Here is a 14,312-nt window from a genome sequence, read left to right as displayed (position 1 = left end):
AAAACTCATCACTCTTGATTTTGAAATTTTGTCAAAAATTAATAAGCGTTATTTTTACACTTGTAAATGTAACTTTATGAATTAGAAGATTTATGGAAATATTATCCTGTTTTGATACTATATTGATTTATTAAGCCCTTTTTTGGGGATTTGGTCAAAAAATTCTATCAAAAATCAAATTACAAGTATATTTTTTACACTTTCAAACCTTTGATAAAATGGCTTCGATTCCACTCTTTTTTTTATCTGAAGAAACATTTATTGGATGAAAAAGTTGACTTTGACCAATAGGCAGATTTCCATTCTTTCAAAAAAAAATTCCTTTATACATGCTATAGGAGCGATTATCGCCACATTGCCCCTGATGTGCATAGCTACTGTAATGGCCCATCCGTTTGGTAACTGTTTACTTTATATCTAATTTCAGGGTCGATTAGGATCCATCGTTTTGTACACCATCATCGACATAGAGACCACGGGCAACGGCATCAAAGGCAACAAGATCACTGAAATTTCCATTTTCAAGTATGATGGAAACCAGATTGTGGACGAGTTCACCACTCTGGTGAACCCCCAATGCCCCATTCCACATTTTATTACTGGCCTCACAGGCATCGATGACCAAATGGTGCAGGGTGCGCCCACTTTTTCCGAAATAGCAAACAATGTTCTGGACCTAACGGAAAGCTGTGTCTTTGTGGCACACTCCGTAAATTTTGACTACGGGGTGATCAAGGAGGAGTTCAGACAGATCGGGGTCGATTTTACAAGAAAAAAATTGTGCACGGTACGGTTGTCCCGAAAGCTCATCCCCGGATTGGGATCCTACAGCTTGGGAAAACTGTGCTCTGCCATCCAGATTCCCTTAGTGGACAGGCACAGGGCCCGAGGTGATGCCCATGCCACCGTACTGCTCTTTCAAAAATTGATGGCCATTCCAACTTCCGAAAGTGTCTTCAAGCAATTTTTGAATGCCCGGAGTCAAGAGGCCACCCTCCCTCCCCACCTGCCCAAGTCCGTTTTTGACAAAATCCCACCCAAACCGGGCATCTATTATTTCAAGAACCAAAAAGGGGAAATCATCTATGTCGGAAAGGCTATCAACTTGAAAAAAAGGGTGCTCGGACACTTTTATGACAAAAGCGTGAAGGAAACCCAAATGTGCAGTGAAACGGCCGACATCGATTTTAAGCTTTCCGGCAACGAACTGGTCGCCCTGCTGATGGAATCCGCCGAAATCAAAAGACTCTTTCCCCCCTACAACCGTGCCCAAAAACGCACGGTGCGGCAATATGCGATTTTTGCCTATGAGGACAGGAACGGTATTGTGCACCTGGCCTTCAATACCAACAAAGGAGTTCCCAACCCACTAAAGATTTTCTACAACCAGACCGATTGCAGGGCCTATTTGGAAGAACTGTGCAAAAATTTTGCGCTTTGCCCCAAGTATTGCCATTTGCAACAGACGAATGCCGCCTGTTCCCATCACCAAATCAACACCTGTGAAGGAATCTGCAGAGGGGAGGAAACCGTTGCATCCTACAATGAAAAAGTACAGGAAGCCATTGACCACATGAAGATGTTGGCTTCCGAAGTGAAGATTATCAAGGAAAAAGGCAGGGATGAAAATGAAAATGCCGTAGTGCTCATCTCTGAGGGAATATATAGAGGCTATGGCTTTATCGACAGTGATGTTGAGATCAATTCATTTGATGATATCGAGGCATTCATCACCCCACAAAAGAATACGGTGGAAACGGACAGCATTCTGGCTACCTATTTGTTGAAACACGCCAAGACCAACGTTCTGGCCCCTTAAAATTGATCCTGCTAGACCCCTGGTTTCAAGCTCACCTTAAATGTTGCTGTTCCGTCCAAATGCAGAAAGCCTTCGTGCAGGTTCGATTGTTTCACGTCATAGGGATAAAACGAAATCGGCTCGATACAGACCATATTGTCCACTTCGGTCCAGCACATAAAATTTCCAAAACCTTCGGTCTCCACGGTTATCTGCCTGCTATCCTGTAGTGTGATGGAGCTACAATTGGGCACCTGCAACGCCCTGTTCCCAACGGCGAGGACCTCATCCAAAGAGATTTCCCTGCCTTTGGCCACGATCTTTGGGGAACTGGAATGCAACTTAAAGGCCGGATGGTACCCCAACATAAAGGGCATTCCCTTCTCGCCGGTGATCTTGAACGTGATTTCCAGCACACCGTCCTTCAACAGAAAGGATTTTTCAAAAACAAAATCGTAGGGCCACGCCAATTGGGGCTCGGTGGATTTGTCGGGGTACTTGGAATTGTTCACGGCACTGCCCGCATGGTATCGCTTTGCAAAAAAGACAGATGTTTCCGTTTGCGATTCCAACCCGTACTCCATTTGCCGCAATAATCCGTGTTGATCCTGGACTGCTTCCCCTTTGGGTGTCTTGACCCTGAAATTGGCTTCGTTCACTGGGCCGATGATGGGAAACATCTCCGTGTCCGAACTTCCCCAGCCCGGACTTCCCTTTTGGTGGATGAATTCATATCCATCGACCACAAAATTGACCAGTTCTCCTGCATCGATTCCCACAGTATATGTATTGTTCTTAAGCTGTATCATGATATGGTATAGATCAATCTAGATTTCAAATACTACTCAAATTGTATGGCCTTCACCGGAGTGATCTTGGTGATGATATAGGATGGTACCAAGAGCATCAATAGACAAAGGAGCATCACCCCTACATTCAATAGCAAAATGGTGGCCAGGTCAATGCTTATCGGGATATATTCGATGTAATATTCCTCAGGATTGGGAAACTTGAACATACGATACCTGTCCTGAAGGAAAATGAAACCCAGTCCTATGGCATTGCCCCAGAAAAGTCCGATGGCGATCAAATAGGCCGCATTGTACAAAAACACCTTTCTGATGCTCCAGTTGGCAGATCCCAACGCCTTTAGAATGCCTATCATCTGGGTGCGTTCCAAGATCAAGACCAAAAGGGCCGTAATCATGTTGATGCCCCCCACGATGACCATTATCCCGATGATCAGGGCGATATTGAAGTCGAAAAGGCCCAACCATTCAAAAATTCGATAGTATTTTGTTTGGATGTTCTGAGTGTCAAGGCTGGAAATGGTTTTGCCATAGATCTCATTGCTCTTTTCTTCCAACTGGTCAAAATCGTCCAAAAAGACCTCAAAATTGCCGATTTGATTGTCCTCCCACTTGTTCATGCGCTGGATGTGGCGGATATCCACAAAGACATAGGTGGCATCAAACTCCTCAAAACCACTGTCGTAGATCCCAACGATCTTGAAGCGTCGGTTATTGGGTATTTGCGAAGCATCATCATCTTTTAGAAAAAAGGAAAAGAAGGTATCCCCCACTCCCAATTGCAACCTATTGGCCATTCTTCTGGAGACCAGCACCTCATCGTTGAGTTTTCCGGAGTAGTCGGGCAATCTGCCCTCCACAAGAAAGTCCTTGAAAGCTGTCCAGTCATAATCGGTGCCCACTCCCTTGGCCAACATCCCTTCGAATGTATCCTCGGTACGGATGATCCCACCTTTGGTGGCCACCGCTTGGACGTGCCGCACCCCTTCCACATCCTTGAATCGGGGATAAAAATCCTGATGGATGGATATGGGGGAGACCGAAACCTCGGAACTGTTATTGTCGTAGTTGGAAACTTGGATGTGCCCGTTGAAGGCCGCGATTTTCTCCCTGACCTTATGTTTTAGCCCCACGCCGGTGGCAATGGCAATTAGCATCATGACCACGCCAATGGCAATCGCAGCGATCGCGATTTTTATAATAGGGGCGGAAATACTAATTTTATGTTCCTTCCCTGTGATCAGGCGCTTGGCAATAAACAATTCTAAATTCAACGAATGCCCATTTTATCTAAAGTCAAAAGTACAGTTTTATTATTGTTTTTGATCCTTTGCGCGTGCAAGGGCCAACAAAAACAGGATCCTATTGCCACAACCGAACCCATTATGGAACCGGCACCGGAAATCATCGTGGCCGCCAACCGGACCGAGGCCTACCTTCCCTTGTTGCAAGGAAAACGAGTGGGCGTCGTGGCCAATCCCACTAGCGTTGTGTTCCATGGAAATGGTCATACCCACTTGGTGGATTCCCTACTTTCCCATAATGTGGAGGTAAAACAGGTATTTGCGCCCGAACATGGTTTTCGGGGCACGGCCGATGCTGGGGAGCATGTAAAGGATGGTGTGGATTCACAAACAGGTCTTCCCATTGTTTCGTTGTACGGAAAAAACCGAAAGCCCTCCAAAGCACAATTGGAAGAATTGGATGTGGTGGTTTTCGATATCCAGGATGTGGGCGTTCGGTTCTATACCTACATTGCCACGTTGCAATTGGTGATGGAAGCGTGTGCGGAAAACGGAACCCCCATTATTGTGCTGGACCGGCCCAACCCGAACGGACATTACGTGGATGGCCCCACCATGATGAAAGAACACGCAGGCTATCTTGGCCTAAACCCGATACCGTTGGTGTATGGAATGACCATGGGTGAATATGCCCAGATGCTCAATGGGGAAGGATGGTTGGAAAACGGCCTAAAGGCCGATCTCACCGTTGTGGAATTGGAAAACTACACCCATGCTTCCGAGTACCATTTGCCCATCCGGCCTTCGCCCAACCTGCCCAACGATGTTTCCATTACCCTTTATCCCAGTTTGGGACTTTTTGAAGGTACCAATGTGAATGCGGGACGCGGCACCGAATTTCAGTTCCAGCGGTATGGGGCTTCCTTTATGGACAGCACCCAGTATGATTTCAAATATGTGCCGGAACCCAACTTCGGTTCCAAAACCCCGAAAGAGGAAGGCAAGACCTGTTATGGCAAGGATCTTTCCCAAACACCACGAATGAACGAAGTGACCATGGAATGGGTCATTGATGCCTACCAAAACACTACGGATAAATCTAAATTCTTTTTAACGGATGGATTCACCAAACATGCTGGTACTCCCCTATTGCAAAAACAGATTGAACAAGGGATGACGAATGCAGAGATCAAGGCCACTTGGCAAGATGATCTGGAAAAATTCAAAAAAATTAGGGCTAAGTATTTAATTTATGATTGATATAACCCTTGACACGAATTGCTCGAATTTTCTCGAATATTGATTGCATTCGTCACATCAAACTGTCATCCTGAGTTGTCACCCTGAGCGTTGGTTGCTGAGCGTAGTCGAAGTAAGTCGAAGGGGCAGTCGAGATATTTTATGAAGTAAAGGTTTTTCAATAGATGGAAAGCATCTCTTTTCGAAATGACCACTTACCCTTTAGTAGTCGGCCTTCGGTATTTATGAAATGGCTGTTTTAAAAGTCCTTTGATGCTGCTGTTCTCTTTTTCATCCGGAAACGTATCCACTCCATAGACAATGTCCTTCACGTCCAAGGTCATGTAGGTACCAAAAAGTCGGTCCCAGATGGAGAAAATATTGCCATAATTGGAATCGGTGTAGGGCAACTGATAATGGTGGTGCACTTTGTGCATGTCGGGACTTACCACAAACCAACTGATGGCATTGTCCACCTTTTTGGGCAAACGGATATTGGCATGGTTGAACTGCGAAAACACCACGGAAAGACTCTGGTAGAGCATGATGATGCCAATGGGCGCACCCACGATCAAAACCCCTACCAAGGTAAAAGTATATCGGATCAGGCTTTCCAGCGGATGGTGCCTGTTGGCCGTGGTCGTGTCCACATTATGGTCGGAGTGGTGCACCAAGTGGACCATCCAAAGCGGCTTTACCTTATGCTCCACCCAATGTGCGGCGTAGGCGCCTATCAGGTCCAAGAGCATGACCCCCAAGACTACATAGAGCCACAAGGGCATTTCTGGCAACCAGTTGATGATCCCAAACTGGTTTTCCACCGCCCAATCCGAGGACTTCAGCAACAGAAACGCCAACGGAAAGTTTACGATGATCGTGGTCAATGTAAAAAAGAAATTGGGAACGGAATGTCTCCATTTTTTATAGGGTACATTGAACAAGGGTACGATTCCTTCCAAAACCCAAAAAAAAGTAATCCCCCCTACCAAGATCAAGCTTCGGTGCAAGGATGGGATGGTCTCAAAATAGGATATGATCTGCTCCATATCCCCAAATATAAAAAATCGTCAAATTTTTATGCTTTTTTTCATCGCTTCTACAATGTTAAAAGCTGCAGGGCATATGGCAACGTTCTTCAGGGTGAGATTACTGATCTGCTGGAACTTTTTGCGGTCGGTGTGTGGAAATTCGCGACAGGCCTTTGGCCTTACCTCATAAATGGAGCAGTAATTGTCCGCCCCCAAGAAAGTGCAGGGAACCTCTTGGAGCACATGGTCGTTCTCTTCGTCGATCCTCAAATACCGATCTATGAACTGGGAAGGTTTCATCCGAAAGTGCTTCGCAATGCGTTCAATATCGGCATTGGTGAACAAAGGCCCTGTTGTTTTGCAGCAATTGGCACAGGCAAGGCAGTCCGTGCGCCTAAACTCTTCTTCATGCAGTTCCTGCATTACGTAGTCAAGGTCCTTGGGCGGCTTTTTTTTCAGCTTCGCAAAAAACTTCTTGTTCTCTGCATGCTTTTCCCTGGCTCTTTGGGGCAATTCTTCCAAAAATTCGTCCATAACACCACAAACTTATCCATTTTAAACCTTTCCAAACAATTAAAGTCAGACCTTTGCAGAAACTTTTCCGACCCATGGCAGATGTTTTTGGCAAGGCGTTGATGGACTTTCAACACGGCAAGTACACCGAGGACATAAAAACCTATTCCTCTTTGGATGAAGAGGATGTCATCCCCATACCCTATCTGTTCCGCGATTTTGACGAAATGCCAAAAATGGAGCAAATGGCCCTTCAAATGGCCCATGGTAAAGTACTGGATATTGGTTGCGGGGCCGGGAGCCACTCCCTGTACCTTCAGCAAAAAGGTCTGGATGTTACCGCTCTGGACAGCTCGGAGGGATGCATCTCGGTGTGCAAGGAACGTGGCATAGCCAACACGGTGAAAAGCCCCATCTTGGAGTATAGCAACGATACGTTCGACACCATCCTTTTGCTGATGAACGGGATTGGATTGGCTGGCACTTTGGATCGATTGGATGTTTTTTTGCGGCATTTGGCCTCATTATTGCGGCCCAATGGACAGATATTGTTGGACAGTAGCGACATCATCTATATGTTCGATCAAGATGAAGATGGTGGGTACTGGATTCCTGACAATGGTGGGTATTATGGCGAAGTCAACTTTACCATGGAATACAAGGGATTGAAAAGTGAGCCTTTTGACTGGGTCTATGTGGATTTCAATACCTTGCAAAATGCATGTTTGGCAAACCATATCCATTGTGAGCTCGTCATGGAGGGCGAACATTATGATTACTTGGCCAAACTTACCATGGAACCATAATAGTTTCCTTTATGGAACGTTTTTTATCTTATATTCAAGATCATGAAAAAGAAAATTGCCCTTTATTCCGTTCTTTCTTTGATGCTCTTTTTGGGCTGTTCCAAGGATTCCGGGAATGATCCAGACTCCAACCCGACCCCCAACAGGTCTGCCAATTTATTGGCAACTGGGGCTTCCGCCAATGATATCCTATCCAATGGTTCGTTTGACAAACTCCTTATAGAAATAGGTTATGTCTCCGGTTTTCAACCTACGGTAGATGCCATTGACACCCTTGAAGAATTCATTCGGGCCAGGACTTTTAAAGAAGATGTAGAATTCAAATACAGCCCGCTCTCTTCGCCTGGTGAGGAGACCCTTACCCTCAATGAGGTAGCGGAACTGGAAAGGGATAATAGGACGGCTTATAACGATGGAAGCACTTTAGCCATTTATATTTATTTTGCCGATGCCCCTTCCGATTCAGATGATGAAAGCGAGGACTTGGTCACCTTGGGTGCGGTATATCGAAATACATCCATGATCATCTATGAATCCACCGTAAGGGATTTGGCCAGTAGAAGTTTGTCCATTTCCGTTGCCGATTTGGAAGCGGCCACTCTCAACCATGAATTTGGGCACTTATTGGGCCTAGTCAATCTAGGTACCGACCCTGTCCACCCCGAGCATGAGGACACAGAAATTGGTGAAAATGATGTAGAAACAGGCAACAACCACTGCAATGTGGACGGTTGTTTGATGCGTGCCGAGCTCCAGTTTGGAGGCCCCATGGTGAAATCCATGCAAAGCAACATTTCTAAAGGTTTGGCCTCGGTGCCCCAATTGGATGCCGAATGCCTGCTGGACCTTCAGAACAATGGGGGGCGTTAAGTCTTAAAATCAAGGAATGTTCAGATACTTGTGGGTCTGTAGGGAAATCTTCCACTTGGGATTTTTCATGACGTAGTCCACGATCAAGGGAACCATCTTATCACGAACACTCCATTCCGGTTGTAGATAGAGAATACAGTTGTCCTCCACTTGGGCCGCCTGTTCCTCCGCGAATATGAAATCGTGCTTGTTGTACACGATTACTTTGAGCTCATCCGCTTTTTTGGCGATATCCCCTATAGGCAATTTGTTCTTTTTGGGAGAAAGACAGATCCAATCCCAAACCCCGGTCAACGGATAGGCGCCAGAAGTCTCAATATGGGTCTTCATCCCTTCTTTATTGAGGCCATGGGTCAATGGTCCCATATCCCAGGTCAAGGGTTCACCACCTGTTATGACAATGGTATCGGAGTATTTTTTTGCATTGGCAATGATACTGTCAATGGAGGTCGGTGGATGTGTTTCCGCATTCCAGCTTTCCTTCACATCACACCAATGGCAGCCCACATCGCAACCTCCAACACGAATAAAATAGGCGGCCGTCCCTTTATGGAACCCTTCCCCTTGAATGGTATAAAATTCTTCCATCAAGGGAAGCATCAGCCCCTTGTCCACCAAATCCATCACGTTTTCTTCTACCATGGTGCAAAGATAATGCTAAGAAATTGCAAAATGGTGCAACTTGTCCATTATTGCTTCAAGGTGAAATGTCCTTGCTTCCGATGTAGTGCTCCATCGACATCCACCAGTTCCATGACATACCAATAATCGGAAGGCGGCAAGGGTTTTCCGTCATAAAACCCGTTCCAGCTCTCAACCATTGGATCTCTTTGGGCAAGCAATTTTCCATAACGGTCATAAATGTAAAATGCACCGCTCTGATAAAATTCCTCCGTGACCCCCAAAACCTTCAATTGATCATTGACATTATCATTATTTGGGGTAAAGAATTTTGGAACGCCCGTGACCCCAACCTTGATCATATCGGACCCACAACCATTCACATCCGTGGCATAGAGGGTATAAAGTCCAGGTTCCAAATCGGCGAAAACACCTTCTGACTGCATATCCCCAAACGGACCATCCAATGAAAACACATAAGTTCCCAGGCCCAATTGTCCATTTTGGTGCAAAATGGTTATGGTACCGGTTTCCCCATCATCCTCGACACTCACATATTGGGGCGATAAGTTGGGAGGCCCCGATTCATGGACCTCAAATGACATAGGTTCCGATGCACATCCATACTCCGAGATGGCCACTATACTATAGGAACCCTGTTGCGAAATGGTATTGAAATTGGCATTTCCCATGGGTTGACCATTGGCATCATACCATTCGTATTCATAATCCCCATCCGCGCCGAAGGGTTGCACCGTTACACTTCCTCCTGTACAGAATATGTGGTTTTGTTCCATCTGAAAGGACGGGATTGGATGGACCGTCAACAACAAATGCTGCCCGACCCCATAACAGGTACCCGACTGTTCATCCTCGACCCGCACATACACAAGTTCGGAATACGGTGTTGTGTTGGAATGGATATTGGTTGCGCTGATCTTGTTTCGATTCAAATAGGCATCATCTTCATTTTGGTAAAAGGAAATGGATAAATCTTGACCATTGGGAAACTGCGAAAGAATGGCTGCGGCCGCTTCCTCCAAATCAAATGAAGTTATACCGTCCGAGACACCCTGATCACAGGATTCCAGTTCAAACTGATAGTCCTGGGGCAGTGAGGTCGTTGTCACATCCAAAAACAACCTGCCCACCGAATGGCAATACTCCCCCGAACCTTCGGCCCTAAAATAGAGCTCATTGGCAATGTTATTGTTGAAAAGCGTAGCTATCTGTGGGTTCACATTGTTTTCGGCATCACTTTCGGACAGATGGAATGTGATGTCCAAATTGACATGATCTGGTCCAATGAGATATAGATATTGGGTAAGGTCAAAATCCATGAAACCATCGAGCGCTCCGTCGGAATCACAATTGGTGATCGTAAAGCCATCATTGATGGACGGTCTTTGCTTTACAACTGCTTCCACGGCCACCCTTTCCCCTGTCAGGCATCCATTGTAGGAAGCCAAGGCATAAAAAGTGGTGCTTTGGGTCAGCCAAGGGGTCTGGAACGTGGTCCCCATGCCCAAAGGAGCCCCACCATCTTCTGCAGCAAACCATAGAATATCACCCATGCTCGCTTCGGCTTGCAAAGTTACCTCTCCCGGTCCGCAAATTGTATTGGGGATAACTTCCAATACTTTGGGCGTGCTTATTCTGGTACTGGCCGAGAGTGTCAGAACAGGGTCTCCTGGAAGGCCCCCATATTCCACAATATAGCCCTTGGGCTGATAATCCCCCATGGTGTCCCCCGCTATGGGCAAATCGTTCCAAGAGCCCGTTATCCCAATCCCCGGTGCTGTGATATGGGCATAATCCTCATCACCCAGGTTATTGGGTTCCATGGTGTTCCAAAAAGCAAAGTTGGGGCTGCTGCCACTATAGTCCCCGTTCCAAAAAATCTGCCCTTCCTCAGGGCCTGTCATCCACCTCCAGACACCTTCTGTCTGCTCATCAGAACCTCCTATCCACCCTGTTCCCGCAGCTTGTTCGCCCGCAAGCTGGGCTTCAGCATCCGAAGTTAAGGTAGCCAAATATCCCTGTAGGCCAAAAAAGGTCCTGTTCCCTGCAGCGACCTTCGCATCGTCCCATCGTATACCAAGTGCAGGAACATACTCATAGTAATGTCCTGTTTCTGGCAAGTAATTGGCACTCCCAATGGTAAACGAAAAATATTTTTCTTCTACAGGTGCTTCGGAAGTGCTTACAAAAACCACATCCTGTACGGCCGCGATCAGATCGGAATAGGAAACTGCACCGCCAGAAGGCCCCCTTAGGGTCAATTTTCCTTCTTGGGCATCCCATGCCATAGTGACCAAGGGATGGTTGTTTGTCAGCTGCAATTGATCGTACCCTCTTTCATAGCCTGTGGAAATTTGAATGTAAAATGCATCGATCTCCGTGTCGTCTGGGTCAACAATATTGAAGGAAGTGGCTATTGGGATAGAAGTCTCCGGGCAATAGACCTGATCCCCGTTCGCAGTTACTACCGGGGCAACATTGTTCTGGGCCTGAACAATAGAAAGCAATGGGAACAGGAAAGCAATAATGCCGAAGAACCCAGTTTTTCGGATACGGTTGGCATTAAAAAAACTTTTTTTCTGCATGGACCTTTACCTTCTGCTATGAAAATCACAAAGTAAGACAAAGGTTCCAATTTTACCAGTCAATTGTTCCATATCTTCGACCATGCGCCCCCTGAGGGTCACTTTACTGCAGCAACATCAATCTCAACTTTGGCATTTCTTGCCAATCCACTTGCGGCAAAGGTGGTCCTTGCGGGTTTGTTCGTAAAATATTTGACGTATACTTCATTGAAAGCCGCAAAATCATCCATGCTGCCCAAGATCACCGTACACTTTACCACATTCCCCAATCCCAATCCATGCTGGGCCAATACCGCCTCAATGTTTTTAATGGCCTGTTCCGTTTCGGCCTGTATCCCGCCTTGGACCACTGTGCGCGTGGAATGGTCCATCCCAATCTGTCCTGCCAAAAAGAACAGGTTTCCGGCTTGTACCACATCGCTGAAGGGAGCGTCCTGTTTTTTGGGTTCGTGCGATTGATGAAAAATGAGCTCAGTGTTTTCCTGGGCATGGCTCGTCGCCATGATTCCACTGATCAAAATGGCCAATAGGGTATATTGAAAAGGTTTCATCTGTTCAAATTTTACTGTTTTTTAATCGGTTAGATGCAATTCGCCAGAACATATCGGTGGGTATCAAGAATTGTCATGGCGCATTTCATAATTCTGGTTTCAGTTTTGCTTAAAATTACCCTATTTTTATCGGAAATTGAACAGCATGGGCAACAAAGAAAAATTCTTTGCAGAGATAGAACAGGGCTATGCCATGAAGGGGGATTACATTACCCTTGGTGCTGGCATGCTGGATGGCGAGGCCATCACCAATGCCTTGATCAAGGTTCCCTTAAAGACCCTTAACCGACATGGCCTCATTGCCGGGGCCACGGGTACGGGAAAGACCAAGACCCTTCAGGTGTTGGCCGAAAATCTATCGGACAAGGGCATTCCCGTGTTGCTGATGGATCTCAAAGGAGACCTGAGCGGTATCGCCCAACCCGGTCCGGGACATCCTAAAATTGATGAGCGCCACCAAAAAATCGGGATTCCTTTTGAACCCAAAAGTTTTCCTGTGGAGATTTTGTCCCTCTCAGAGCAAGGAGGCGTCCGCTTAAGAGCCACGGTTTCAGAATTTGGCCCCGTGCTGTTGTCCAGGATCCTCGACCTTTCGGAAACCCAGGAAGGCATTGTCGCCGTGGTGTTCAAATATTGTGATGACCATAAACTACCGTTACTGGACCTGAAGGACTTCAAAAAAGTGCTGCAATATGCGACCGAAGAGGGAAAGGACGAGTTCCAATCGTCCTATGGGCGTATTTCCACCAGTTCCACAGGCACCATATTGAGAAAGATCATTGAACTGGAACAGCAAGGAGCCGATCTGTTCTTTGGGGAAAAGTCCTTTGAGGTGGATGACTTGGTCCGGATTGACGAAAAAGGAAGAGGATACATCAACATCATCCGATTGACGGACATTCAGGACCGTCCCAAATTGTTCTCCACATTCATGTTGAGCCTGCTGGCCGAAATTTACTCCACCTTCCCCGAACAAGGGGACAGTGACAGACCGGAACTGGTGCTATTCATCGATGAGGCCCATCTCATATTCGACAATGCGTCCAAGGCGCTTTTAGATCAAATTGAAAGTATTGTAAAATTGATCCGTTCCAAAGGAATAGGACTCTATTTTGTGACCCAGAACCCAACCGATGTCCCCGATGATGTCCTGGCCCAATTGGGGTTGAAGGTACAGCATGCGCTCCGTGCCTTTACTGCAAAGGACCGGAAAGCCATCAAACTGACGGCACAGAACTACCCCATTACCGAGTTCTATGACACCGCAGAGGTGCTCACCTCCCTCGGAACAGGGGAAGCCTTGGTCTCCGTATTGGACGAAAAGGGCAGGCCTACCCCACTGGCCGCGACCTTAATGCGGGCCCCCATGAGCCGAATGGACATTTTGACGGATGATGAGCTCAAAAATGTGTTGGACCAATCCAAATTGATCAAAAAATACAATGAGGAAATAGACCGCGAAAGCGCCTATGAGATCCTCAACGAAAAAATTGAAAAGGCCGAAAAAGAGGCCGAAAAAGAAAAAGAGCAACGACCCACCAACAGGTCTTCATCCCCTAGAAGGAGTACCCGGATGAACCCTGTGGTCAAAGTTTTGACCAGCGCTACTTTTATCAGGGGCGTGATGGGCGTGTTAAAAAAAGTGATGCGATAATTTTTATGAAAAAAACTGCAAAAGTACTGGTGTTGATGTTAAGCATGACATCGATTCAATCCTGCCAAAAAGATACTTCGTTCCTCATCACCGAAAACAGTGTGGGGCCATTGTCACAAACCACCAAAGTCAGTGAACTGGAATCGGTCTTTGCACAAGATTCCATTGTTCAGGACACTACGGCCATCAAATTGGGTGACTCCAACAAAAAAATAGAGGTATTCGAAAAAGGGGGCAAGCACCTTCTCACCCTGACCCCTAGCTCGGACAGCATCCCGACCATTGAAAACATTCGAATCCATGATCCACGCTATGTTTCTGAAAACGGCATTGGACTTCAGAGTACTTTCAAGGATATTGAAAAAAATTACAAGTCCAAAAAAATCGTGACCACGTTGAACAGCATCGTGATCTTCCCAAAGGGAAGCAATCTGTATTTCACCATAGATAAGCAGGAACTACCCTCGGAACTCAGGTTCACCACTTCCACCATTGAAGCGGTGCAGATCCCCGATGAGGCCAAGATCAAATATTTGATGTTGGGATGGGAATAAACCCTTGGAATTAGCCTAT

General features: G+C 46.4%; 13 protein-coding genes. 6 read left to right on the top strand and 7 right to left on the bottom strand.

From position 1 onward, the window contains the following. Positions 1 to 448 precede the first annotated feature (448 nt). Positions 449 to 1,819, top strand: coding sequence for an exonuclease domain-containing protein (locus D2V93_RS10975; RefSeq protein ID WP_119619519.1), 1,371 nt, complete (start codon positions 449 to 451; stop codon positions 1,817 to 1,819). A gap of 11 nt (positions 1,820 to 1,830) precedes the next feature. On the opposite strand, the gene D2V93_RS10970 is transcribed toward D2V93_RS10975, so the two are convergent. Together D2V93_RS10970 and D2V93_RS10965 are read right to left on the bottom strand one after the other, a co-directional pair. Next, entirely contained in the window at positions 1,831 to 2,607 is a 777-nt protein-coding gene (locus tag D2V93_RS10970; protein WP_119619518.1) for an aldose epimerase family protein, read from the bottom strand. Positions 2,608 to 2,639: 32 nt separating this feature from the next. Beyond that, positions 2,640 to 3,881 carry an ABC transporter permease gene (locus tag D2V93_RS10965; protein WP_119619517.1) on the bottom strand — a complete coding sequence of 414 codons (1,242 nt, stop codon included), beginning with the start codon at positions 3,879 to 3,881 and terminating at the stop codon, positions 2,640 to 2,642. A gap of 3 nt (positions 3,882 to 3,884) precedes the next feature. On the opposite strand from D2V93_RS10965, the gene D2V93_RS10960 reads away from it, so the two are divergent. Then, positions 3,885 to 5,111, top strand: a complete 1,227-nt coding sequence (locus tag D2V93_RS10960) for an exo-beta-N-acetylmuramidase NamZ family protein (protein ID WP_119619516.1) — start codon at positions 3,885 to 3,887, stop codon at positions 5,109 to 5,111. A 194-nt stretch (positions 5,112 to 5,305) separates the two neighbouring features. Here D2V93_RS10960 and D2V93_RS10955 read toward each other — a convergent pair whose 3' ends face one another. Together D2V93_RS10955 and D2V93_RS10950 are read right to left on the bottom strand one after the other, a co-directional pair. Further along, a complete protein-coding gene (locus D2V93_RS10955) occupies positions 5,306 to 6,136 on the bottom strand; it encodes a sterol desaturase family protein (RefSeq protein ID WP_119619515.1) in 831 nt (276 codons plus the stop codon). A gap of 21 nt (positions 6,137 to 6,157) precedes the next feature. Beyond that, the gene (locus D2V93_RS10950; RefSeq protein ID WP_072881336.1) at positions 6,158 to 6,652 is read right to left on the bottom strand and encodes a YkgJ family cysteine cluster protein; all 495 of its coding nucleotides are present in this window, start codon (positions 6,650 to 6,652) and stop codon (positions 6,158 to 6,160) included. Between the two features lie 74 nt (positions 6,653 to 6,726). On the opposite strand from D2V93_RS10950, the gene D2V93_RS10945 reads away from it, so the two are divergent. Both D2V93_RS10945 and D2V93_RS10940 read left to right on the top strand, forming a co-directional pair. Beyond that, entirely contained in the window at positions 6,727 to 7,437 is a 711-nt protein-coding gene (locus tag D2V93_RS10945; RefSeq protein ID WP_119619514.1) for a class I SAM-dependent methyltransferase, read from the top strand. Positions 7,438 to 7,479: 42 nt separating this feature from the next. Then, positions 7,480 to 8,307 carry a hypothetical protein gene (locus D2V93_RS10940; protein WP_072881332.1) on the top strand — a complete coding sequence of 276 codons (828 nt, stop codon included), beginning with the start codon at positions 7,480 to 7,482 and terminating at the stop codon, positions 8,305 to 8,307. Positions 8,308 to 8,316: 9 nt separating this feature from the next. Here D2V93_RS10940 and D2V93_RS10935 read toward each other — a convergent pair whose 3' ends face one another. The 3 genes from D2V93_RS10935 to D2V93_RS10925 all read right to left on the bottom strand — a co-directional run bounded on the left by D2V93_RS10935 (position 8,317) and on the right by D2V93_RS10925 (position 12,085). Beyond that, positions 8,317 to 8,949: a 7-carboxy-7-deazaguanine synthase QueE gene (locus tag D2V93_RS10935; protein ID WP_119619513.1), complete on the bottom strand. Its 633-nt coding sequence runs from the start codon at positions 8,947 to 8,949 to the stop codon at positions 8,317 to 8,319. A 47-nt stretch (positions 8,950 to 8,996) separates the two neighbouring features. After that, the gene (locus D2V93_RS10930) at positions 8,997 to 11,534 is read right to left on the bottom strand and encodes a T9SS type B sorting domain-containing protein (RefSeq protein ID WP_119619512.1); all 2,538 of its coding nucleotides are present in this window, start codon (positions 11,532 to 11,534) and stop codon (positions 8,997 to 8,999) included. A gap of 98 nt (positions 11,535 to 11,632) precedes the next feature. Beyond that, positions 11,633 to 12,085, bottom strand: coding sequence for a Rid family detoxifying hydrolase (locus D2V93_RS10925; RefSeq protein WP_119619511.1), 453 nt, complete (start codon positions 12,083 to 12,085; stop codon positions 11,633 to 11,635). 145 nt (positions 12,086 to 12,230) lie between these two features. Between D2V93_RS10925 and D2V93_RS10920 the strand changes: the two genes are divergently transcribed. Together D2V93_RS10920 and D2V93_RS10915 are read left to right on the top strand one after the other, a co-directional pair. Beyond that, entirely contained in the window at positions 12,231 to 13,739 is a 1,509-nt protein-coding gene (locus tag D2V93_RS10920) for a helicase HerA-like domain-containing protein (RefSeq protein ID WP_072881324.1), read from the top strand. A gap of 5 nt (positions 13,740 to 13,744) precedes the next feature. Then, positions 13,745 to 14,293 carry a hypothetical protein gene (locus D2V93_RS10915; RefSeq protein ID WP_119619510.1) on the top strand — a complete coding sequence of 183 codons (549 nt, stop codon included), beginning with the start codon at positions 13,745 to 13,747 and terminating at the stop codon, positions 14,291 to 14,293. Positions 14,294 to 14,312: the final 19 nt, after the last annotated feature.

Source organism: Flagellimonas taeanensis, from assembly GCF_003584105.1.
Lineage (GTDB): Bacteria > Bacteroidota > Bacteroidia > Flavobacteriales > Flavobacteriaceae > Flagellimonas > Flagellimonas taeanensis.
This window is presented reverse-complemented; position numbering and strand designations above follow the sequence as displayed.

Coding starts and splice junctions, on each gene's coding strand:
- D2V93_RS10970 (WP_119619518.1), bottom strand. CDS start 2,607: ATGATACAGCTTAAGAACAATACATATACTGTGGGAATCGATGCAGGA.
- D2V93_RS10960 (WP_119619516.1), top strand. CDS start 3,885: ATGCCCATTTTATCTAAAGTCAAAAGTACAGTTTTATTATTGTTTTTG.
- D2V93_RS10955 (WP_119619515.1), bottom strand. CDS start 6,136: ATGGAGCAGATCATATCCTATTTTGAGACCATCCCATCCTTGCACCGA.
- D2V93_RS10950 (WP_072881336.1), bottom strand. CDS start 6,652: ATGGACGAATTTTTGGAAGAATTGCCCCAAAGAGCCAGGGAAAAGCAT.
- D2V93_RS10945 (WP_119619514.1), top strand. CDS start 6,727: ATGGCAGATGTTTTTGGCAAGGCGTTGATGGACTTTCAACACGGCAAG.
- D2V93_RS10940 (WP_072881332.1), top strand. CDS start 7,480: ATGAAAAAGAAAATTGCCCTTTATTCCGTTCTTTCTTTGATGCTCTTT.
- D2V93_RS10935 (WP_119619513.1), bottom strand. CDS start 8,949: ATGGTAGAAGAAAACGTGATGGATTTGGTGGACAAGGGGCTGATGCTT.
- D2V93_RS10930 (WP_119619512.1), bottom strand. CDS start 11,534: ATGCAGAAAAAAAGTTTTTTTAATGCCAACCGTATCCGAAAAACTGGG.
- D2V93_RS10925 (WP_119619511.1), bottom strand. CDS start 12,085: ATGAAACCTTTTCAATATACCCTATTGGCCATTTTGATCAGTGGAATC.
- D2V93_RS10920 (WP_072881324.1), top strand. CDS start 12,231: ATGGGCAACAAAGAAAAATTCTTTGCAGAGATAGAACAGGGCTATGCC.
- D2V93_RS10915 (WP_119619510.1), top strand. CDS start 13,745: ATGAAAAAAACTGCAAAAGTACTGGTGTTGATGTTAAGCATGACATCG.